The following is a 20,546-nucleotide window of genomic DNA, read 5'->3' as shown; positions in this document are numbered from 1 at the left end:
TTACGAAGCGTCCTATTTCATTTATTTCTTGTGAACATTTGATATTTTTTAAGTATCACGAAGACTAGCTTCGTGTGCACTTTCATCAAACGTCCACACTTATCGACTGTGAATTTTTAAAGAACTTATTCGGTACTGCTTGCTGCTTTCCGACAAATCGTTTTGTTTGTCAGCAGCAGAGAAGAGAGAGTATGAAGCGTTTAAATCGTTTCGTCAACCCCTACTTTTCAACTCGTTTAACTCAGCGCTGAACGCCTTGTTTCGCGAGGGGCCGAACTATAGCAAATACTCACTGCTTTCGGCAAGTCCTGCTTTTAACACCCATTTCACCGTCTAAACCCGTTTTTATGCAGACTGTCGCATTCACTTGGCAACTATCGGTCCGCCTCGTTACAGTTGCAACATCTGACCAATTGCCACAAAGACCGAACTCAGGAGTGCTTCGCTAATATGTTGCCCAATCCCAAAACTCAGGAAACACTCCGCGCTGGCGGTATCTGGCTGCACCGCTTTTTTGATTCAGTGGCAACCTGGGTTACCCAGCTGTCGTGGTGGAAGTTCTTAGTCTTTGCCATCCTGATGCTGATCGCTGGCTCCATTCTGCAGGACGAACTATTCTCATCCTCCACGGATGAAGAAGTGGTTATCCACAATGAGAAGCGCCCAAAGCGGAAAAATGGCGACACCAACATCCTGATTGACGACAGCGGCATCCATTTCAACCCGCGCGGCAAAATCCGCAACAAGGACGGCGAGAGTAGTAATGCGCCGGCATCGCCCACGCCACCACGGGATCCTGCCGAACCAAGGGAGCCTGCAGAACCTGCCCCGGCCGCCGAACCTGCACCACCCGCCGAACCTACTCCACCCGGCCAGCACGGCAAGGGTGGTAAGTCGACCGCTTCGGTTCCGGCACTGCCTACCCTGCCTGGCGAAGAGGTGCATATCGACCTGCCGCCGCAAATCGGCGAGGAGCTATCAAACGCTATCGAAGAAGCTGTAGACGATGCGGCCGAGCAGAAGGTTACCCGCTACCATCGTCAGGCTTCGACCTGGTTCAAGAGTTTCGTCACCCTGCTGGTACTGGCACTATTCGGCACCAAAGCGCTGATGGGCGGCAAAAAGCGCGCCGAAGCAGAAACCCAGAACGCCAACGCAGCTGCGGAACGGGAATCCATGCAGCGCCAGCTCAGTGAAGCCAAGATGCAGATGATGCAGGCACAGGTAGAACCCCACTTCCTGTTCAATACACTGGCTTCGGTCGAACACCTGATACAGACAGACCCGCCACGCGCCTCGGCCATGCAGCGCAGCCTGATCAAATACCTGCGCGCGGTACTGCCGCAAATGCGCGACAACACCCTGATTACCAATCTGGGCCGCGAAGCGGACATGGTGCTGGCCTACCTGAACCTGCTGAAAATGCGCATGGAAGAACGCCTGACGGTGGATTTCGACATCCCTGAGGGCTTGCGTACGGCCGCTTTCCCGCCCATGATGCTGCAGTCCATGGTGGAAAACGCCATCAAGCACGGCCTCGAAGCCAAGCCGGAAGGCGGCACGCTAAAAGTGCGCGCCGATGTGGCCCACAACAAGCTGCGCGTCATCGTCACGGATGATGGTCTGGGCTTCGGTGCCATACCCAGCGATGGCACGGGACTGGGCCTGATGACCATACGCGAACGCCTGAAGCTGCTGCACGGCGATCAGGGCCAGTTACTGATTGCGGCCAACAGCCCTAGCGGTGTAATCGCCACGATAGAAGTGCCATACCAGCTGGCCCAGTCGTCCGATAAAAAACCCAATTGATTATTCATCCGATTCGTTGAATAATCGCTTAACTAAAAAACATCAAAGAGCACGTACACATGCCTACAGCAATTATTGCCGACGACGAGAGACTGATGCGCGACCAGCTGCGCATGCGGCTGGAACAGGTCTGGCCTGAACTGGAGATTATTGGTGAAGCCAAAAATGGCGATGAGGCCATCGAACTGGTCGATCAGCTCAAGCCTGACTTTACCTTCCTCGATATCCGCATGCCGGGCAAAACCGGCATGGAAGCCGCCACGGCCATCGGCACCAAAAGCCACATCGTGTTCGTCACCGCCTACGACGCCTATGCCGTGGAGGCGTTCGAGCGCGGTGCGGTGGACTATGTGCTGAAACCACCTGAGCCCGAGCGCCTGCAGATCACCGTTGATAGGCTGAAGACCCGCCTGTCCAAGCCGGCTGCCGACGTCAATGCCAGCGTGACCGCCATGCTGTCGCAGCTGGCAGAGAAGATCGCCGCACCCAAGCCGGCCCACCTGCAATGGATACAGGCCAGCATCGGCCAGGATCTGCGCATGATTCCCGTAGAGGAAATCCTGTTCTTCCGTTCGGACGAAAAATACACCTGCGTCCAGACGGAACGCTACGAGGCGCTGATCCGCAAACCCGTACGCGACCTCGCTGACGAGCTGGACCCTGCCCTGTTCTGGCAGATCCACCGTGCCACGCTGGTCAACGTCAACGCCATCGAAGGGGTGACGCGCGATATCCGTGGCCGCCATCTGGTCATGATCAAAGGCCGCCCCGAACGCCTTGAAGTAAGCCGCAGCTTCCTGCATCTGTTCAAACAGATGTGATCCTGCCAGCGACGCCTGCGGCAGCGCAAGCTGCCGTGCTTCGCTTGTTCTAGTGTAGAGCCATGCGGTGCATGCCGCGACGGAGAATTCCATGGCTCGCCACCGTACCCTGTTATGGCTCACCACCGGCATAGCCTTCGCCATCGTCTGGCTGCAGCGCAGCCGCCATACTTCCGCCAGCACCAGCCCCACCTCCCAGCGCAGCCGCAGCATCATCCAGCATGCCAGCGATGCCATCATTTCCACTGACGAACATCAGCGCATCTTGCACGCCAATCCTGCTGCGGCAGCCATGTTCGACACCACCGTACAAGCCATGGAAGGCGCGCCTCTGCAGCATTACCTGCCACGCGGCCAGCGCCAGTACAGCGACAGCGGACAGGGCCGCTATTTCGGCGAGACCGGCATACGCCTGCGCATGAAGGGGCGCCGTGCCGGCGATTATCTGGTAACGGGACAGCGCGCACACGGCCAGCTCTTTCCGCTCGAAGGTTCGATTTCGGCACTCAACGAGAACAACCACAGTATCTACACCATCATTCTGCGTGACATCACCGAACGCAAGCAGGTGCAGGAAAGGCTGGAGCAGTCCTACGCGCAACTACGCGAGCTGTCGGCCGCACTGCAGACCATACGGGAAGAGGAGCGCAAGTACATTGCGCGGGAATTGCACGATGACCTGGGCCAGCTACTGGCCACCTTACGCGGCGATCTGGCGCTACTGAAACGCGCGCAACAATACGGTCCGGCAGCGCGCAAGCTGCTGGCGGGCATGGATACCCTGCTGATGTCTGCCATTTCTTCGCTACGCCGCATCGCCAGCAATCTGCGGCCACGCGCACTCGATGAAGGTGGGCTGTACTACGCGCTGGAGAGTCTGCGTCAGGATTTCGTCAACCGTTACAGCATTGCATGTCAGATGCAGGCCAGCGAAGAGGATTTGATACTGAATGATACCTACAGCACGGAGATTTTCCGCATCGTGCAGGAAGCACTGACGAATATTTCACGCCACGCCGAAGCCAGCAAGGTCTTGCTGTCCTTGCAGCGCCAGCAGTACGATTTAAAGATAGAAATTCAGGATGACGGACGCGGCATCGCCGAGCAGGACATGGACAAGGCCATGACTTTCGGTCTGCTCGGGATGCGCGAAAGAGTGCGTGCTCTGCATGGCGAGATTAGTATTATCAAAGACGGCGGCACGCGGATTTCCATCCGCCTGCCGCTGCCTCTGCAGACTCCCGCCCCTGCTGCTTAGAACGAGTGACGTACGCCGATGTTGAAGGCCTTGTTGCCGCTACCAGCTTCGTTGTTGTTACCAACGGTGTAGCCAGCGCCGTTCTTGTTCTTGATCTTGGCGTAAGCCACGTAGGTGCTGGTGCGCTTCGACAGGGCGTACAGGTAGCCCACTGCCCACTGATCAGCATCCTGATTGTTGACAGTCTTGTCGTTCTTACGGGTGTAGGAAGCCAGAATGGTGCCGGCTGGCGCCACTGGAACCGATACGCCGATCAGCAGGTCATTGCTGTCCAGGCTAGCCTTAGGCGCAACAGCGTAGCCGTAGGCATTGGCCACAGGCAGCGCAGCGCTGTTCACGCCTTTGTCAGCACCGTAAGCGAAGTAGGCTTTGGCAACCTGGAAGTCATAGTTCACTGCCAGCAGGGTGTTGCGGCCGGTGTCTTGCAGCTTGGCCGGGGTGGTGCCCACAGCAGCGGTGTCATTGTTACGGTTGTTGTACACCAGACGGGCATTCAGCGGACCCTGAGCATAATTCAGGCCCAGACCGAACTGGCGGCCAGCGGTGGCGCTGCCAGCTTGCTCGCCCAGCGAGTACAGCGCTTCGGCGCTGAAGCCTTCCATCACAGGGGTGGCGTACACCAGCGCGTTGCTGGTACGGGTATTGGCGCCTGCGGCCGGGAACAGGTTTTTGATGCTGCCAGCGTAACCAGCGCCGAACGGATCAGCTACCTGGCTCATGGCGTTGTACAGCATGGTGTACTGACGGCCGATGGTCAGGGTACCGGCTTCCTTGCTTTTCAGGCCAACGAACGATTGACGGTTGAACAGTGCGCTATTGGTGTTGTCCAGTGCGCCATCGTCCACTTTCACGCCGGCTTCCAGCTGGAAGATAGCCGACAGACCGCCGCCCAGATCTTCGGTACCGCGGAAGCCCAGACGGGACTGGCCGCCGATACCGCTGGTTACTTTGGTCACACTGCCGGCGGCGCCACCGCGCTCGCTCACCAGACCTGCATCGACCAGACCGTAAATCGTAACGTTCGATTGAGCTTGGGCTTGTGCGGCGAAGCCGCCGATGATCATTGCTGCCAGAGTCAGTTTTTTCACTTGAAAATCTCTTTGATGAGTTGATAGAAGGTAAAGCTTGTTTTGCATCTACGGGGCGAATCATGCCTGCCAATTGCTTCAGGAATGTGACATGACTGGATTTGTTGCAAATCAACGTCATAAAAGAAAAAGCCGCTAAAAGCGGCTTTTTTCGATAATTCTCAAGGAAATCCCTGCTTCTGCTATTTCAGGCGGCAGCTCAGCAGGTAGTAATATTCCAGCCGCTCTACCCGGATCTGGCGCGCTGCCGTGGCAAAACGCTTACGCAGGGTGCTGTCGGTCAGGTAATTTTTCATAATCTCGTAACGCTGTCCATCATCGGCCGTGAGGATCTGATAAGTATTGCCTTCCGCATCAGTACGGGCGAACACCATGGAATTGCCATCCACATAGGACTCGTCCAGCAGCACCAGCAGAATATCCTTGCCCAGTTTGGCGCGCAGCGTCTTCAGGTATTTCTCCTGATCTTCGCGCTTCACATGGCCCCACAGGCCGGCAGCGAACACGGCGGTGTACTTGCCTTCCAGCCCGTCCGGCAGATTGAAGGCATCCATCACGCCGAACGTGACCACATCTTCGTCCAGACCACGGGTTTCGGCCAGCTCTATCATTTCCGGCAGCAGATCAGTGGCATGCACGGATTCCGCCACTTCGGCGATCAGATCGGTCCAGTAAGCCGTACCGCAGGCCAGTTCCAGCACTTTATGGCCCTGGAACAGCTCGGCGACCATTTCCTGCAGGTCGTCCAGATCGTCGAAGCGCTCTTCCTGCGCATAGACCTGATCGTAGTTGTCGGCGTTGACGGCATAGAATTGTGCCAACTGATTGGTAATCATGGGATGCTTTCTCTTCTTTATAGTTCGTAGTGCTCTTTTTCACCGTTCATGGCCTGCTCGATCAGCTTACGGTTGAGCGTAGGCGCCAGCAATTCGATGAAGGTATATATATAGCTGCGCAGATACGCGCCCTGCTTCACCGCCACCCGCGACACATTCATGCCGAACAGATGGCCTACAGGGATGGCGCGCAGATTCTTGTCCCGTTCCGGGTCAAACGCCATACCGGCAATAATGCCTATGCCCATGCCCAGTTCCACATAGGTTTTGATGACATCGGCGTCTATGGCTTCCAGCAACACGTCCAGCTTCAGACCACGCAGGGAAAACGCATGGTCGATCTTGCTGCGGCCGGCGAAGGCGCTATCGTACGTGATGATGGGGAAAGCAGCAATTTCTTCCAGCGTTACTTGCTTGGATTTCAACAAAGGATGGTCGGGCGGCACCACCACCACGTGCTCCCATTGATAACATGGCAATGTGATCAATCCATTAATTTCCGCTATCGATTCGGTGGCGATGGCCAGATCGGCCTGATCGCGCTGTACCATCTCGGCAATCTGCTGGGGATTGCCTTGCAATAAAGACAAGCGCACCTTGGGGAACTTCACCATAAAGGCCTGCACCACTCTCGGCAAGGTGTAGCGTGCCTGGGTGTGGGTGGTGGCGATGGTAAAGCTGCCGCTGTCCTGCGCCGCGTATTCCTTGCCTATGCGTTTCAGGCTATCGATTTCCTGCATAATCAGTTCTACCGACTCCAGCACCAGCCGGCCCGGCTCCGTCAGGCCGCGGATACGCTTGCCGTGACGGGTAAAAATATCCACGCCCAGCTCTTCCTCGAGCTCGATAATGGCTTTGGACACCCCCGGCTGCGAGGTAAACAGTGCTTTGGCAGCGTCGGTCAGGTTGTAATTCTGGCGTACAGCTTCGCGCACGAAGCGCAATTGATGTAGGTTCATTGCAGGTTCTGGCCCATCTTAATTATTAAGTGTTCTAGCTTATACCCAATACGTATATAAGCAAATAAAGACTAAGTCGTATGGAATAAAGACGAAGTTTATTACTATTGCCGCTAGTTTGGGGATTCTAGCCAGCGACTATCTAGGAAGAATATGTATCAATACGACCAATATGACCATCTCATCGTCCGTGAACGCATTGCCCAGTACCGCGATCAGGTACGCCGCCGTCTCGCCGATGAGCTGACCGAAGCCGAATTCCTGCCGCTGCGCCTGCAAAACGGCCTGTACATGCAGCGTCACGCCTACATGCTGCGTATCGCCGTGCCTTACGGCCTGCTGGCATCGAAACAGATGCGCATGTTTGCCCATATTGCCCGCAAGTATGATCGCGGCTATGGCCACTTTACCACCCGCCAGAACATCCAGTTCAACTGGATGGAGCTGGAACAGACGCCGGACATCCTGAGCGAACTGGCTTCCGTGGAAATGCACGCCATCCAGACTTCGGGCAACTGCATCCGTAACACCACCTCCGACCCGTTCGCCGGCGTGGCCGCTGACGAGATCATCGATCCGCGTCCGTATGCGGAAGTGCTGCGCCAGTGGTCCACCTTCCACCCTGAATTCATCGCCCTGCCGCGTAAATTCAAGGTCGCCATCAATGGCGCCGAAGAAGACCGCGCCGCGATTGCCGTGCACGACATCGGTCTGACCGTGGTACGCAATGAAGCGGGCGAAATCGGCTTCAAGTTCATGGCTGGTGGCGGCATGGGCCGCACCCCGATACTGGGTAGCGTGATCCGCGAATTCCTGCCATGGCAGCACCTGCTGACCTACACGGAAGCCGTGATGCGCGTATATAACCAGTACGGCCGCCGCGACAACAAGTACAAAGCCCGTATCAAGATTCTGCTCAAAGCCATAGGCGTGGAAGAATTCACCCGTCAGGTGGAAGCCGAATGGGCCGACCTGAAAGATGGTCCGGAAACCCTGACGCAGGAAGAAATGCAGCGCGTGATCGATTACTTCCAGCCGCATCCCTACAAGGCACTGGACAATATCGACTATCTGGCGCCGCACGCCGACAACAAGGCGTTTGCCAACTGGGTCAAGCGCAACGTCAAGGCGCACAAACAGGCTGGCTATGCCGCCGTGGTGCTGTCGCTGAAAAAGACCGGCGTGCCGCCGGGCGACGCTACCGCCGAACAGATGGACTTCATGGCCGATCTGGCCGACAAATACAGCTTCGGCGAACTGCGTGTCACGCACGAACAGAACATCGTGCTGGCCGACGTCGAGCAGTCGCAGTTGTACACGCTGTGGGAACAGGTCAAAGCAAAAGGTCTGGCTACACCAAATATCGGCCTGCTAACCGACATGATCTGCTGCCCGGGCGGCGACTTCTGCTCGCTGGCCAATGCCAAGTCTATCCCGATTGCTGCGGCAATTGCCGAGCGTTTCGACAGCATCGACTTCCAGCACGACATCGGCGAGATCGAACTGAATATTTCGGGCTGCATCAACGCCTGCGGCCACCACCACGTGGGCGGCATCGGCGTACTCGGTGTGGATAAGGATGGCAGCGAGTGGTATCAGGTCTCGATCGGCGGCGCGCAAGGTAACAACGCCGCTATCGGCAAGATCATCGGCCCGTCGTTCTCGGCCCTGCAGATGCCGGAAGTAATCGGCCGCCTGCTGCAAGTGTATGTGCGCGAGCGCGCCGAAGGCGAACCGTTTGCCGAATGCGCCCAGCGTCTGGGCATCGCCCCGTTCAAAGAATTTGTGTACGCCACGCCGATCGCCGAACCCGGTCGTCTGGTAGGAGAGGATGAATATGCATGATGTAAGCACCCAGAACGCCGGCCAGATCATCAAAGGCCGTAGCGTCGTCGAAGATCAATGGCTGGTACTGCGCGGTCCGGAACTGCCGGAAGGCGTCAAGGCTGAAGCGGAAGACATCGCGGCCCTGGCCGTCCCTACCGGTAAAGTCATCGTGCCGGTGGCAGTGTGGAACGCCCAGCGCGAAGCCCTGCTGGCACGCGCTGAGAATGGCGAAATCGGCGTCTGGTTCGCCAGCGACGAACGTCCCGAGCCACTCAAGGACGATCTGGCCAAGTTCGCCGTCGTCGCAGTGGACTTCCCGAAATTCACCGATGGCCGCGGTTATTCGATCGCCTACAACCTGCGCACCCGTCTGGGCTGGACCGGCGAGCTGCGCGCCATCGGCGATGTGCTGCGCGACCAGCTGTTCTCGATGCAGCGCGTGGGCTTCGACGCATTTGCCGTACGCGCCGACCGCGACATCCACGATGCACTGAAAGGCCTGTCCGATTTCTCGGAAACCTATCAGGCTTCGGTCGACCAGAAAGTACCGCTGTTCCGCCGCCACGCCCGCAACGTGGGCGTCAACACTGGCGACGCCGGCTTCGGCATCTAAGGACGCGCCATGACTGACCTGAACCAGAAAATCGCCGACACCAGCGCCACGCTGGCCCGTATTGCGGCCGACTTCAGCCCCGCTGTTTTCGCCTCCAGTCTGGCCGCCGAAGACATGGTGCTGACGGACCTGATCCTGAAGGCCAAGCTGAACATCGGCATCTTCTCGCTCGAAACGGGCCGCCTGCATAAGGAAACGCTGGACATGCTGGAGCGCGTCAAGCAGCACTATGACGGCTACGAAATCACCTTGTACCGTCCGCAGACGGAAGCAGTAGCAGGCTACGTGGCCCAGCATGGCCTGAACGCTTTCTACGACAGCGTGGAAATGCGCCGCGAATGCTGCCGTATCCGCAAGGTCGAGCCGCTCGGTCGTGCACTGGCGGGTAACAAGGCATGGGTCACGGGTCAGCGCCGCGCCCAGTCCACTACCCGCGCCGAACTGCATGTGCAGGAAGACGATCCGGCCCACGGCATGACCAAGTTCAATCCGCTGGCCGACTGGTCGGAACAGGACGTATGGGACTACCTGCGCAACAATGGCGTACCATATAACGCACTGCACGATCAGGGCTACCCGTCGATCGGCTGCGAACCTTGCACCCGCGCTGTCCAGCCGGGCGAAGATGTGCGCGCCGGCCGCTGGTGGTGGGAGAACCCCGACTCGAAAGAGTGCGGCCTGCACATGGTCGACGGCAAACTGATACGCATTAAATCCGTGGCCGCGTAAGCTCAAGCGCCACAGAAAACCCAGTACACAAAAGAATAGGCAATCGTCATGAACGCTCTCGTTGAAAACCACGCCGCGCACGTCAATTCGCGCCACCTCGATGCTCTGGAATCGGAAGCGATCCACATCCTGCGCGAAGTCGCGGCCGAATGCAGCAACCCAGCCCTGCTGTTCTCGGGCGGTAAAGACTCGGTAGTGCTGCTGCGCCTCGCGGAAAAAGCTTTCCGCCCCGGTAAATTCCCCTTCCCGCTGGTGCACGTCGATACCGGCCACAACTTCCCTGAAGTGATCACCTTCCGCGACAAGCGCGTGGCCGAACTGGGCGAACGCCTGATCGTGGGTTCGGTAGAAGACTCGATCAAAAAAGGCACCGTGCGTCTGCGTAATCCGCAAACGGATTCGCGCAATGCCGCGCAAGCCGTGACGCTGCTGGAAACCATCGCCGAACACGGCTTCGACGCCTGCATAGGCGGCGCCCGTCGCGACGAAGAAAAAGCCCGCGCCAAGGAACGCATCTTCTCCTTCCGCGACGAATTCGGCCAGTGGGATCCGAAATCGCAACGTCCGGAACTGTGGGATCTGTATAACACCCGCGTCCATCCGGGCGAAAACATGCGCGTGTTCCCGATTTCGAACTGGACCGAACTCGATGTGTGGCAGTACATCGCCCGCGAAAAACTGGAACTGCCACCGATCTACTTCGCGCACGAACGTCAGGTGATTCCCCGTAACGGCCTGCTGGTGCCGCTGACCGATCTGACCCCGCCGCGCGAAGGCGAAACGGTGGAAACGCAGGTGGTACGCTTCCGTACCGTGGGCGACATCTCCTGCACCTGCCCGGTATCGTCCGATGCCGCAACGGTGGAGCAGATCATCGCCGAAACGGCCGTGACCCAGATTACCGAACGTGGCGCCACCCGTATGGACGACCAGACCTCCGAAGCATCGATGGAAAAACGTAAAAAAGCAGGATACTTCTGATGAACGCACGCATAGAAACCCAAGCCGCAGACCAGACCGAAAAAGGCCTGCTGCGCTTCATTACCGCCGGTTCCGTCGATGACGGCAAATCCACCCTGATCGGCCGCCTGCTGTTCGACAGCAAAGGCATTTTCGCCGACCAGCTGGACGCCATGTCGCGCTCCAAGCACAAGCGCACGGTAGGCGACACGGTCGATCTGTCGCTGCTGACGGACGGTCTGGAAGCCGAACGCGAACAGGGCATTACCATCGACGTGGCCTACCGCTACTTCGCAACGCCTAAGCGCAAATTCATCATCGCCGATACGCCGGGCCACGAGCAGTACACCCGCAACATGGTGACGGGTGCTTCCACCGCCGATGCCGTGATCATTCTGATCGACGTATCGAAAGTGAAGCTGCGCGAAGATGGCGGTGTGGATCTGCTGATCCAGACCAAGCGCCACTCCACCATCGCCCACCTGCTGCAGATCGAGCACGTGATCGTGGCCGTCAACAAGATGGATCTGGTGAACTACGACCAGAGCATCTACGACCGCATCGTCAAAGCCTACGGCGAATTCGCTGCCACGCTGGGACTGAAAGACATCACGCCGATTCCGCTGTCCGCCCTGACCGGCGACAACGTGGTGGACAAGAGCGAGAAGCTGGACTGGTATCAGGGCCCTACCCTGATCGAGCTGCTGGAATCGCTGTCGGTGTACGACGAATCGCACGCTGCGCCATTCCGCTTCCCGGTGCAGCTGGTGGCACGTCACAACGGCCACGAAGCCAACGACTTCCGCGGCTACATGGGCCGTATCGAAGCCGGCAAGGTTTCGGTGGGCGACAAGCTGGTGGTGCAGCCTTCGGGCCAGAGCGCCACCGTGAAAGACATCCTGACGCTGGAAGGCTCGCACCAGTCGGCCGTGGTGGGTCAGTCCATCACCCTGCTGCTGAACGAATACCTCGACATCTCGCGCGGCGACATGCTGGCCGGCGCCGAACAGCCAGCCACCCTGCTCAAGCAGCTGAAAGCGGACGTCTGCTGGATGTCGGATGAAGCGCTCGATCTGCGCCGCAAATACTGGATCAAGCACGGCACCAAACAGACTTCGGCCAAGATCACCGCCATCGAGTCTCTGCTGGACATCAACACCCAGCAGCGTCACAGCGCAGAAGGCCTGAAGCTCAACGATATCGCCCGTATCGGTCTGACTGTGCAGCAGCCGCTGGCAGCCGACGCCTACGCCGATATCCGTGCCACCGGCGCCTTCATCCTGATCGATGAAGTCACCCACCAGACCGTGGCAGCGGGCATGATCCGTCTGGCCGACTAATTGGTGAACGCAGCAACAGCAGCAAACTAGGAGCACAGCATGTCAGCATTGGGAAAAGTCTATCTGATCGGCGCCGGTCCCGGCGCGCAGGATCTGATCACATTACGTGGCGCGCGCCTGCTGGCGCAAGCCGACGTGGTGCTGCACGACGCTCTGGTGACAGACGAAATGCTGGAGCTGTGCCCGCAAGCGGAGAAAATCCTGGTCGGCAAGCGCTGCGGCCAGCTCTCCACGGCGCAGCAGTTCATCAACAAGCAGATGATAGACAGCGCCAAGAAGTTCCCGCTGGTGGTACGCCTCAAAGGTGGCGACCCGATGATGTTCGGCCGTGCCGACGAAGAACTGCGCGCGCTGGAAGACGCCGGCATCGAAGTGGAAGTCGTCCCCGGCATCACCACCGCGCTGGCTGCAGCCGCCGCCACCAAACAGCCGCTGACCAAGCGCGGTGTGGCACGCAGTGTGGCCTTCTTCACCTCGTCCACGGCGCCAGAGCACAGCGAGCACGATGCCATCCCCGACACCGACACGCTGGTGCAGTACATGGGCGGGCGCGAAGCCATCGCCACGGCAAAACGCCTGCTAGAACAAGGTCGCCATCCTGATACGCCAGTAGTGGTGATCGAGAACTGCAGCCGTCCCGACCAGCATATCCGCCGCCTCACCATCGCCTCGCTGGCACAAGGTCTGGGTGCTGCCCACGGCCCCGTGCTGGTGATGCTGGGCGACGCCATGCAGATGCGCGCCCACCAGTACGATGCCGATAGCGCCAGCACCTTGACCACCGAAGCAAAACCTCAGCAACGCCGCGCCTGATCCGTAATAGAATATCCATTGCTACCAACCGAGGTCACAATGGATTTTCTGCGCACGTCGTACGTCACTGCCCGCTACTCATTCGCCCTGCTCGCCACGGCCCTGCTGCCGCTGGCCGCTGCAGCTACCATTCCCACCTATGATTTCAAGGTCGTGCGCAGCTATCCGCATGACCCGCAGGCGTTCACGGAAGGTTTGCTGTACCGCGATGGTTTCCTCTACGAGAGCACTGGCCTGAATGGTAAATCATCGATCCGCAAAGTGAATCTGGAAACGGGTGCTGTCCTGCAAAGCAAAGACATACCGCCGCAGTATTTCGGCGAAGGCCTGACCGTATGGGGCAATACGCTGGTAGGTCTCACATGGCAGACACAGACGGGCTTTGTGTTCGATCTGGCCAGCTTTGAAATGCGCAGCCAGTTTGTCTATCCGGGGGAAGGCTGGGGCCTGACCCAGAACGGCAAAGAACTGATCATGAGCGATGGCACGGCCACGCTGCGCTTCCTCGATCCCAAGACCTTCCTCGAAGTACGGCGCGTGAAAGTGACGGCCGACGGCATCGCCGTCGATCAGCTGAACGAACTGGAAGTGGTGGGCGACGAAATCTTCGCCAACATCTGGCATACCAGCACCATCGCCCGCATTGATCCGGCGACGGGCAAGATCATAGGCTGGATCGATCTGGCCAGGCTGTATCCCGCTGCCGGCAAAGGCCTGAACGGCGAAAACGTCCTGAATGGCATCGCCTACGATGCCGAGAAAAAGCGCCTGTTCGTGACGGGCAAGCTGTGGCCCAAGCTGTATGAAATCAAACTGGTGCCGCGCAAATAAAGCGGCTTAGACAGGCAGCGACGCCACGCAGTAGTCCGACAGGGCATTGAGCACCGCCGCATTCTCACCGGCGGCTTCCACCACGTTAATCGCCACTTGCGGATAGCTGTTGCGTAATTCTTCCACCATCACGGGCAGGTCGCGCATCACATGACCGCCCTGCCCCAGGAATACTGGCACCACGGTCACCTGCGTGACGCCGCTGGCGGCCAGCTCGGCCACCAGCTCGGGCAGGCGCGGCGCCATCAGTTCGAGAAAACCGAGACGCACCTGCACGTCAGGCAGACGGGCCTGCGTCAGATCGCGCAGCTTTTCAAAAGGTACAGCCCACGCTGCAGAGCGTGCGCCGTGGGCAAACAATACAAGTGCGCGGCTCATAAGCTGATTCCTTAATGTCGTTCCACCCACCACAACGCCCACAGGGCCAGTAGCAGGAACAATATGCTGGGCGCTATCGCCGTAATCACGGCCGGCCACGTGCTGAGCATGCCCAGATGGGAGAACAGCGTGTTCACCAGCAGGAAGCTCACACCGATCATGATGCCGATGAAAATCTTCAGGCTCACGCCACCGGCACGGGTGTGCAGATAGCCGAACGGCAGCGCCAGCGCCATCAGCACGAAAATCGCCAGCGGATCGAACAGCTTCTTCCAGAAAGCGATCTTGAAGCGTTCCGTCTCCTGCTTGTTTTCCTGTAAGTGGCGGGTGTAGGCGGCCAGTTCCGCAGCCGACATGCGATCCGGATCGGAGCCTGCCACCGCAAGGATGCGCGGCGTGACTTCGGACAGCAGATCCTTGGTCGCCAGCTTGCTGGTGCTGATCATGCTGGTGTCCTGCGCGAAGTTATTCTCCAGCGTGGCCACACTGCCCGGCTTCAGCAGCCCCGGATTAGTGAACAGGTTTTCCGTTACATCCGTCATCTGCCACAGGTTATTGCCTTTGAAGGAAGCCGTGGCCGCCAGCGTAATCGAGCGCAGACGCAGCTCGTTATCGAACTCGTACAGCTTGACGCCCACCAGCGTGCCATCCGGCTGCACCTTCTTCACATTGAAGAAGCGCGAACCGATGACAGCGCCCTTCATGCCTTCCGATTTGACGATGTCCTTGGTCCACAGGCCGGAACGGAATTCCGAGGAAATCGCCGCGCCGCGAGCCGTCAGCTTGATTTTTTCCGCGATAGGCGCGGTACGGGGCGTGATCACTTCACCGAACAGGAAAGTCACCAGCACCAGCACCAGCCCCACCTTGGCCAGCATCCAGGCCACCATGCCGGTCGACATGCTGGACGCACGCATGATGGTAAATTCCGAGGTGGCGGCAAACTGCGCCATCGTATAGATAGTGCCGATCAGTGCGGCCAGCGGCATCACCTCGTACACATGGCCCGGCAACTGTACCAGCACATACATGAAGGCGTACTGGATCGCGTAGCCGTTCTTGCCGACCGAAGGCAGCTCGCCCGTCAGGTCCATAAAGGCCTGCAGGGCAAGGAATGCCACCAGCACAAAGGCGACGGCCTGCAGAATGGAGACCGCAAAATAGCGTTGCAGGATTTTCATTTGAGTTCGGCCTTCGTGTCAGCAACGCGGTTGCGTTTCAGAGCCGACAGCAAAGCCAGCGGGTGATAACGGTGGTTCAGGTTGAGGCGCCAAGCAAACAGCGCCAGCACCAGCAGCAACGCCAGCAGATGCAGCGGCCACCACGACATGACGAAGCTGGCCTTGCCCTGCTTGACGCTGGCCTCCACCAGCTTGACCAGATTGCTGTAGCTGAAGAAGATCAAGAGCGCGATGATCAGGTTGGCCGAACTGCCGGCGCGGGGATTGACGAAACCGAGCGGGATGGCCAGCAGTATCAGGATCAGACAAGTGGCCGGCGAAGCGATACGCCACAGCAGTTCGGCGCGGGCGAAGTTGGAGTTATCGGTCAGCAGCTCCATGGTCGGCACGGCATTGATATTGCGCTCGGCGTCCAGATCCTGGTTGCGCGGCGTTACACGCATGCTGTAGCTCTCGAATTCCATGGTCTGGAAATCGGACTGGCCCGGCGTGCCCTGATAGCGGCGGCCATTCTTCAGCACCAGATAGCGTTCGCCTTTGGGGCCGGTATTGATCACCCCTTCGCGCGCCACCACCACCGCCGTACCATGTTCATCCACCGTATTGACGAAGACGTTCTGCACCACGGCCTTCTCGCCGGCCACGCCCTCAACGAAGAAAATCCGGTTGGCCGAAGCCGATTCCTTGAACTGGCCGGGCGAGACTTTCTGCAGATCTTCGCGCTTTTCGAAACGGTCGACATATTCCGAGCTTTTCAGCTGGGCCCATGGCGTGGCGATAAAGCTCAGGCCTGCCGTCAGCAGTACCAGCGGCAGGCCGAAACTCAGCACCGGCTTGATCCAGCGGGTCAGGCTCAGGCCGGAGGCGAACCACACCACCATTTCCGAATCGCGGTAGGTGCGGGTGACCACCATCAGCACAGAAATAAAGCTGGTGAGGATGACGATAGTTGGCAGATAATTCAAGGCGGCGAAGGCGATCAGCGCGATCACATCGCCCGAAGCGACCTTGCCGCCGGCAGCCTTACCAAGGACGCCGATCAGGGTCCACGTCACGCTGATACTGAACAGCACCGTGAAGGTGGCCCCGGCGGCACTGGCCATTTCACGACGTAAGGCGCGTTGAAAGATCATTCGAAGTTTATAATTCGGTAGTTAAGGGCTCATCACAGAGCCACAGTTTAAATAACAGCCTGCATAACGGGCTGGCAATTCGTACACGACACGGAGAATCAAATGGACTTTAGCATAAAAGCATTCGACACAAAAAACACCATCGCTACGGCCAAAGCCGGCGTTGTGGCCGTTGCAGTCTTCGAAAACAAGAAGCTGTCGCAAGCGGCCAAGGCACTCGATGCTTCGGGCGAAATCAGCGCGGCGCTGAAGTCTGGTGACATCTCCGGCAAAGCTGGCTCCACCCTGCTGCTGCGCGGCGTTAAAGGCGCCAGCGCCGAGCGCGTACTGCTGGTAGGTCTGGGCAGCGAAGACAGCATCAGCGAAAAGAGCTTTGCCAGCGGCGTGGCCGCTGCACTCAAGGTCTTCGCAACGCTGGGCGCGAGCGACGCTATTATCGCACTGCCAATGACGGAAGTGAAAGAGCGCGACGTTAACTGGGCAATCCGCTGCGTGGTGCAGGCTGCCCATGAAGGCGTGTTCCGCACCGACGGCCAGAAGAGCAAAAAGGACCCTGCGCCAAGCGGCGTGAAGAAAATCGCTCTGGCCGTGGCCAGCACCGCCGCCACCAAGCTGGCACTGGCTCAGGCCATCGCGATTGCCAACGGCATGGACCTGACCAAGGAACTGGCCAACCTGTCGGCCAACGTCTGCACCCCGACCTATCTGGCCAACACTGCCAAAAAACTGGGCAAGGACTACAAGTTCGACGTTGAAGTGCTGGACCGCAAACAGCTGGAAGCCCTGAAAATGAACAGCTTCCTGTCGGTCACCAACGGCAGCGAACAGCCGCCCAAATTCATCATCCTGAAACACATGGGCGGCAAAGCCAAAGACGCCCCGGTAGTACTGGTCGGTAAAGGCATCACCTTCGATACAGGCGGTATTTCGCTCAAAGCCGGTCCTGGCATGGACGAGATGAAGTTCGACATGGGCGGTGCCGCATCGGTACTGGGCACCTTCCGCGCGATCGGCGAAATGAATCTGAAGCTGAACGTGATCGGCGTGATCGCGGCCTGCGAAAACATGCCGTCGGGCCGCGCCACCAAGCCGGGCGACATCGTCACCTCGATGAATGGCCTGACCATCGAAATCCTGAATACGGATGCCGAAGGCCGTCTGGTCCTGTGCGATGCGCTGACCTACTCGGAGCGCTTCAACCCGGCCGCCGTGGTCGATATCGCCACCCTGACGGGCGCCTGCATCATCGCGCTGGGCCACCATAAGAGCGGCCTGTTTACCCGTGACGACGACGCCCACAACAAGCTGGCCGACGAGCTGATGGCCGCCGGTAAAGCTGCCAGCGACACCGCATGGCGCCTGCCTATCGGCGAAGAGTACAACGAACAGCTGAAGTCCAACTTCGCTGATCTGGCCAACATCGGCACGCCGGGTGGCGCTTCCTGCACGGCCGCCGCCTTCCTGGAAAACTTCACCCGCAAATACACCTGGGCCCACCTGGACATCGCCGGCACGGCCTGGAAATCGGGCGGCGCCAAGGGTGCTACCGGCCGTCCGGTACCGCTGCTGGCCAACTTCCTGATCAACCGCACCTGATCCGGCACACCCAAGCAAAAGGCCCGCAATGCGGGCCTTTTTTTATACCGGGCGGCGCTGGCGCCGCGGCGACGTTTCAGTACAGAGTCACGCCGGCCGCCGGTGCAGGCGCTGCATCGCGTTCCGTAGCAGGCCGCATCAGCACTGTCAGGGTGGCCGGATATTCGTAACCGGCACCGGTATTCTTGTCGACGAAATAGCCCACGCCCGCCGTCAGTACCAGATTGCCCCACAGGCTGCTGTTCGCCTTGGAATCGACTCGCTCGTAAGCCCAGCCGGTACCATCCTGCTTGCAGTCGATCCGTAGCGGGCTGGCGCTCTTGCGCAGGCTGATGCGGGCTGGCGTCGTCACAAACCATTTGCCCACATCGTTGGACAGCACGCAGCCAACGCCGGCGATCTGGCGGTGATCGAGCACCGTCTGCACCAGCACGGATTGCTCGGTATTTTCCGTCAGGGTGGCGCAGGCACTCAGCGCCAGCAGTGCGGCAATGCCAGCAGTAACAGGGAATAAGCGATGGAACATGGTAGACCCAGAGTATCTTCGGTCAGACCAGTGTAGCAGCGGGGAGGAAAAGCAAAGGCTCAATCAAGCGGTGTAAAGCGTGGCACTTTCACGCCATCGACCTCGACCAGTTCGAAGAAAACATCTTTGGGACGGGTCCAGACCGTGCCGTTCGCGGCGCGATACACAATGACTGGACGGAGATCAGCTTCCTGGGTGGCCTCACACACCAGCTCGTAGAGGCCACCTTTGTAATGCCTGTAGCGTTGCGCCATCAGGCGTTGTGGTGCACGCGTTCTGCCGTTTTGGCCGGTTGCTCGGCCACGGTTTCCTGCTTCTGTTTCAGACTCTGCACCACTTTCAGGATATCGTCCAGACCACCGGCACCGCCGAGCGACGAGAACGCGTCCAGTACTTCGTTGAGCACCTGATTACGCACGGCTGCATCGTTCTGTGCAATGGCCGGTGCGCGCTGTACTGCCTGTTTAGCTTTTTCCTGAGCTTCAGCTTCCTTCTGGGCTGCCGTTTTGCGGCCGCCGGGCGCTTTGCCGTGGGCCAGCGCAGCCTGCCAGATCACCCAGCGGCGCTGGGTCTCAAAGACCAGGTATTCATCAGGTTTATCTTCACGACGTCGGACGATGTGACCGTCTTTCTGTGCCCATGCTTCAAATGCAGCTCGCATTTTTCATCCTTTGCAAATGCGCTACGCGCAATTTACTATTAAAACCACAAGTAATTTCCATATAGTACCATTTATTATTCTTTTACAACATAGAAATATGCGCGGTACTTGATATTTTTTATTGCCGCCGAGAAAAACTAGTTCTCTGATGAATTTGCAATAGTATATTTCTTTTTTGCTTACTATGTCTGTACTTTCCGTTCAATTTTGACAACGGCGAGACATTTTCAGAAATTTTTTTTCATTTTTCGGCGATTTGCTGCATTTTAGCCTCGCCCTCGTTCCGCACAAAGTCCTTTTCGATGTTTTTTTACAAAAATGATTAACTTAGCAACAACAACCGGCCTCCGGCAGATGCGGTAAGATGCGCGGCATGAATTCAACCGCCCCAACGGCAACGCAAGAAAGAACACAATAATGAAATTGGCCACCTGGAACGTCAACTCCCTCAACGTCCGCCTGCCCCATGTACTGAAGTGGCTGGAGGAAAACCCCATCGACGTGCTGTGTATTCAGGAAACGAAGATGACGGATGATAAGTTCCCGCAAGCCGCCATCGAAGCGGCCGGCTATCACGTCGTCTTCAGCGGCCAGAAAACCTACAACGGTGTCGCCATCATTTCCAAATTGCCCATCGCCGATGTGGTCAAAAACAATCCGCTGTATGAAGATGCCCAGCAACGTATCATCGCCGCCACGATAGATGGCGTGCGGGTGGTGTGTGCCTATGTGCCTAACGGCCAGAGCATAGACTCCGATAAATACCAGTACAAGCTGGGCTGGCTGGCCGCCTTCCATGACTGGATCCAAAGCGAAGCAGCGCAGCACCCGCAACTGGCCGTGGTGGGCGATTACAACATCGCGCCGGAAGACCGCGATGTGCACGATCCGGCTGCGTGGGAAGGTCAGGTACTGGTGTCGGTGCCGGAACGGGCAGCGCTGCAGCGCCTGCTCGACATCGGTCTGGCCGACGCCTACCGCCTGTTCGAACAGGCGGAAAAATCGTTCAGCTGGTGGGATTACCGCGCGCTGGGTTTCCGCCTCAACAAAGGGCTGCGCATCGACCACATACTGCTTTCGCCCGCGCTGGTGCAACGCTGCAGCGCCTGTATCATCGACCGCGTGCCGCGCAAATGGGAGCAGCCTTCCGACCACGCGCCCGTGGTGGCCACGCTGGACTGATAGGC

21 protein-coding genes are annotated in these 20,546 nt (G+C 58.4%); 12 read left to right on the top strand and 9 right to left on the bottom strand.

Going from position 1 to position 20,546, the window contains the following annotated elements; translation table 11 throughout:
• Positions 1-450: 450 nt before the first annotated feature.
• From GTP23_RS20490 to GTP23_RS20480, 3 genes are all read left to right on the top strand, one after another.
• Complete coding sequence (locus GTP23_RS20490) at positions 451-1,809, top strand: sensor histidine kinase (protein ID WP_161036786.1); 1,359 nt, start codon at positions 451-453, stop codon at positions 1,807-1,809.
• A gap of 59 nt (positions 1,810-1,868) precedes the next feature.
• Positions 1,869-2,630 carry a LytR/AlgR family response regulator transcription factor gene (locus GTP23_RS20485; protein WP_155434784.1) on the top strand — a complete coding sequence of 254 codons (762 nt, stop codon included), beginning with the start codon at positions 1,869-1,871 and terminating at the stop codon, positions 2,628-2,630.
• 91 nt (positions 2,631-2,721) lie between these two features.
• Positions 2,722-3,888, top strand: a complete 1,167-nt coding sequence (locus GTP23_RS20480; protein ID WP_161036785.1) for a sensor histidine kinase — start codon at positions 2,722-2,724, stop codon at positions 3,886-3,888.
• On the opposite strand, the gene GTP23_RS20475 is transcribed toward GTP23_RS20480, so the two are convergent.
• The 3 genes from GTP23_RS20475 to GTP23_RS20465 all read right to left on the bottom strand — a co-directional run bounded on the left by GTP23_RS20475 (position 3,885) and on the right by GTP23_RS20465 (position 6,771).
• A complete protein-coding gene (locus tag GTP23_RS20475) occupies positions 3,885-4,976 on the bottom strand; it encodes a porin (RefSeq protein ID WP_503826616.1) in 1,092 nt (363 codons plus the stop codon). The two genes, GTP23_RS20480 and GTP23_RS20475, sit on opposite strands and share 4 nt — an antisense overlap.
• 182 nt (positions 4,977-5,158) lie before the next feature.
• Positions 5,159-5,812 (bottom strand): class I SAM-dependent methyltransferase, encoded by a 654-nt coding sequence (locus tag GTP23_RS20470; RefSeq protein WP_161036784.1) that lies wholly within the window; start codon positions 5,810-5,812, stop codon positions 5,159-5,161.
• A 17-nt stretch (positions 5,813-5,829) separates the two neighbouring features.
• On the bottom strand, positions 5,830-6,771 hold the full coding sequence (locus GTP23_RS20465) for a CysB family HTH-type transcriptional regulator (protein ID WP_161036783.1): 942 nt from the start codon (positions 6,769-6,771) through the stop codon (positions 5,830-5,832).
• A 153-nt stretch (positions 6,772-6,924) separates the two neighbouring features.
• Between GTP23_RS20465 and GTP23_RS20460 the strand changes: the two genes are divergently transcribed.
• From GTP23_RS20460 to GTP23_RS20430, 7 genes are read left to right on the top strand one after another with little or no spacing between them, the layout of a single operon-like run.
• Entirely contained in the window at positions 6,925-8,616 is a 1,692-nt protein-coding gene (locus tag GTP23_RS20460; RefSeq protein ID WP_161036782.1) for a nitrite/sulfite reductase, read from the top strand.
• Positions 8,609-9,211, top strand: coding sequence for a DUF934 domain-containing protein (locus tag GTP23_RS20455; protein ID WP_161036781.1), 603 nt, complete (start codon positions 8,609-8,611; stop codon positions 9,209-9,211). The genes GTP23_RS20460 and GTP23_RS20455 overlap by 8 nt, the downstream gene beginning before the upstream one ends.
• A 9-nt stretch (positions 9,212-9,220) precedes the next feature.
• Positions 9,221-9,940, top strand: a complete 720-nt coding sequence (locus GTP23_RS20450; protein ID WP_161036780.1) for a phosphoadenylyl-sulfate reductase — start codon at positions 9,221-9,223, stop codon at positions 9,938-9,940.
• A gap of 48 nt (positions 9,941-9,988) precedes the next feature.
• Positions 9,989-10,921 carry a sulfate adenylyltransferase subunit CysD gene (gene cysD / locus GTP23_RS20445; RefSeq protein ID WP_155434777.1) on the top strand — a complete coding sequence of 311 codons (933 nt, stop codon included), beginning with the start codon at positions 9,989-9,991 and terminating at the stop codon, positions 10,919-10,921.
• Positions 10,921-12,240, top strand: a complete 1,320-nt coding sequence (locus tag GTP23_RS20440; RefSeq protein ID WP_161036779.1) for a sulfate adenylyltransferase subunit 1 — start codon at positions 10,921-10,923, stop codon at positions 12,238-12,240. Before cysD ends, GTP23_RS20440 begins: the two co-directional genes overlap by 1 nt.
• A 39-nt stretch (positions 12,241-12,279) precedes the next feature.
• Positions 12,280-13,053 (top strand): uroporphyrinogen-III C-methyltransferase, encoded by a 774-nt coding sequence (cobA, locus tag GTP23_RS20435; RefSeq protein ID WP_161036778.1) that lies wholly within the window; start codon positions 12,280-12,282, stop codon positions 13,051-13,053.
• A gap of 39 nt (positions 13,054-13,092) precedes the next feature.
• Positions 13,093-13,884, top strand: coding sequence for a glutaminyl-peptide cyclotransferase (locus tag GTP23_RS20430; protein WP_161036777.1), 792 nt, complete (start codon positions 13,093-13,095; stop codon positions 13,882-13,884).
• A gap of 6 nt (positions 13,885-13,890) precedes the next feature.
• Here GTP23_RS20430 and GTP23_RS20425 read toward each other — a convergent pair whose 3' ends face one another.
• From GTP23_RS20425 to lptF, 3 genes are read right to left on the bottom strand one after another with little or no spacing between them, the layout of a single operon-like run.
• Positions 13,891-14,262, bottom strand: a complete 372-nt coding sequence (locus GTP23_RS20425; protein ID WP_161036776.1) for a sirohydrochlorin chelatase — start codon at positions 14,260-14,262, stop codon at positions 13,891-13,893.
• An 11-nt stretch (positions 14,263-14,273) separates the two neighbouring features.
• Entirely contained in the window at positions 14,274-15,443 is a 1,170-nt protein-coding gene (gene lptG / locus GTP23_RS20420; protein ID WP_161036775.1) for an LPS export ABC transporter permease LptG, read from the bottom strand.
• A complete protein-coding gene (gene lptF, locus GTP23_RS20415) occupies positions 15,440-16,576 on the bottom strand; it encodes an LPS export ABC transporter permease LptF (protein WP_161036774.1) in 1,137 nt (378 codons plus the stop codon). Before lptF ends, lptG begins: the two co-directional genes overlap by 4 nt.
• 102 nt (positions 16,577-16,678) lie before the next feature.
• Between lptF and GTP23_RS20410 the strand changes: the two genes are divergently transcribed.
• Positions 16,679-18,172, top strand: a complete 1,494-nt coding sequence (locus GTP23_RS20410; RefSeq protein WP_161036773.1) for a leucyl aminopeptidase — start codon at positions 16,679-16,681, stop codon at positions 18,170-18,172.
• Between the two features lie 76 nt (positions 18,173-18,248).
• On the opposite strand, the gene GTP23_RS20405 is transcribed toward GTP23_RS20410, so the two are convergent.
• From GTP23_RS20405 to GTP23_RS20395, 3 genes are read right to left on the bottom strand one after another with little or no spacing between them, the layout of a single operon-like run.
• The gene (locus GTP23_RS20405) at positions 18,249-18,698 is read right to left on the bottom strand and encodes a hypothetical protein (protein WP_161036772.1); all 450 of its coding nucleotides are present in this window, start codon (positions 18,696-18,698) and stop codon (positions 18,249-18,251) included.
• A 59-nt stretch (positions 18,699-18,757) separates the two neighbouring features.
• On the bottom strand, positions 18,758-18,952 hold the full coding sequence (locus GTP23_RS20400; RefSeq protein WP_155434769.1) for a DUF1653 domain-containing protein: 195 nt from the start codon (positions 18,950-18,952) through the stop codon (positions 18,758-18,760).
• Positions 18,952-19,359, bottom strand: a complete 408-nt coding sequence (locus GTP23_RS20395) for a phiTE_015 family protein (RefSeq protein ID WP_161036771.1) — start codon at positions 19,357-19,359, stop codon at positions 18,952-18,954. Before GTP23_RS20395 ends, GTP23_RS20400 begins: the two co-directional genes overlap by 1 nt.
• Positions 19,360-19,776: 417 nt before the next feature.
• On the opposite strand from GTP23_RS20395, the gene xth reads away from it, so the two are divergent.
• A complete protein-coding gene (gene xth, locus GTP23_RS20390; protein WP_161036770.1) occupies positions 19,777-20,541 on the top strand; it encodes an exodeoxyribonuclease III in 765 nt (254 codons plus the stop codon).
• Positions 20,542-20,546 lie beyond the last annotated feature (5 nt).

Origin of the sequence: Duganella fentianensis (genome assembly GCF_009857835.1) — a bacterium.
Taxonomy (GTDB): Bacteria; Pseudomonadota; Gammaproteobacteria; order Burkholderiales; family Burkholderiaceae_D; genus Rugamonas; species Rugamonas fentianensis.
This window is presented reverse-complemented; position numbering and strand designations above follow the sequence as displayed.

Excerpts from the sequence above, each read along its gene's own strand:
- GTP23_RS20490 (WP_161036786.1), top strand. The coding sequence starts at position 451 with ATGTTGCCCAATCCCAAAACTCAGGAAACACTCCGCGCTGGCGGTATC.
- GTP23_RS20485 (WP_155434784.1), top strand. The coding sequence starts at position 1,869 with ATGCCTACAGCAATTATTGCCGACGACGAGAGACTGATGCGCGACCAG.
- GTP23_RS20480 (WP_161036785.1), top strand. The coding sequence starts at position 2,722 with ATGGCTCGCCACCGTACCCTGTTATGGCTCACCACCGGCATAGCCTTC.
- GTP23_RS20470 (WP_161036784.1), bottom strand. The coding sequence starts at position 5,812 with ATGATTACCAATCAGTTGGCACAATTCTATGCCGTCAACGCCGACAAC.
- GTP23_RS20465 (WP_161036783.1), bottom strand. The coding sequence starts at position 6,771 with ATGAACCTACATCAATTGCGCTTCGTGCGCGAAGCTGTACGCCAGAAT.
- GTP23_RS20460 (WP_161036782.1), top strand. The coding sequence starts at position 6,925 with ATGTATCAATACGACCAATATGACCATCTCATCGTCCGTGAACGCATT.
- GTP23_RS20455 (WP_161036781.1), top strand. The coding sequence starts at position 8,609 with ATGCATGATGTAAGCACCCAGAACGCCGGCCAGATCATCAAAGGCCGT.
- GTP23_RS20450 (WP_161036780.1), top strand. The coding sequence starts at position 9,221 with ATGACTGACCTGAACCAGAAAATCGCCGACACCAGCGCCACGCTGGCC.
- cysD (WP_155434777.1), top strand. The coding sequence starts at position 9,989 with ATGAACGCTCTCGTTGAAAACCACGCCGCGCACGTCAATTCGCGCCAC.
- GTP23_RS20440 (WP_161036779.1), top strand. The coding sequence starts at position 10,921 with ATGAACGCACGCATAGAAACCCAAGCCGCAGACCAGACCGAAAAAGGC.
- cobA (WP_161036778.1), top strand. The coding sequence starts at position 12,280 with ATGTCAGCATTGGGAAAAGTCTATCTGATCGGCGCCGGTCCCGGCGCG.
- GTP23_RS20430 (WP_161036777.1), top strand. The coding sequence starts at position 13,093 with ATGGATTTTCTGCGCACGTCGTACGTCACTGCCCGCTACTCATTCGCC.
- GTP23_RS20425 (WP_161036776.1), bottom strand. The coding sequence starts at position 14,262 with ATGAGCCGCGCACTTGTATTGTTTGCCCACGGCGCACGCTCTGCAGCG.
- lptG (WP_161036775.1), bottom strand. The coding sequence starts at position 15,443 with ATGAAAATCCTGCAACGCTATTTTGCGGTCTCCATTCTGCAGGCCGTC.
- lptF (WP_161036774.1), bottom strand. The coding sequence starts at position 16,576 with ATGATCTTTCAACGCGCCTTACGTCGTGAAATGGCCAGTGCCGCCGGG.
- GTP23_RS20410 (WP_161036773.1), top strand. The coding sequence starts at position 16,679 with ATGGACTTTAGCATAAAAGCATTCGACACAAAAAACACCATCGCTACG.
- GTP23_RS20405 (WP_161036772.1), bottom strand. The coding sequence starts at position 18,698 with ATGTTCCATCGCTTATTCCCTGTTACTGCTGGCATTGCCGCACTGCTG.
- GTP23_RS20400 (WP_155434769.1), bottom strand. The coding sequence starts at position 18,952 with ATGGCGCAACGCTACAGGCATTACAAAGGTGGCCTCTACGAGCTGGTG.
- GTP23_RS20395 (WP_161036771.1), bottom strand. The coding sequence starts at position 19,359 with ATGCGAGCTGCATTTGAAGCATGGGCACAGAAAGACGGTCACATCGTC.
- xth (WP_161036770.1), top strand. The coding sequence starts at position 19,777 with ATGAAATTGGCCACCTGGAACGTCAACTCCCTCAACGTCCGCCTGCCC.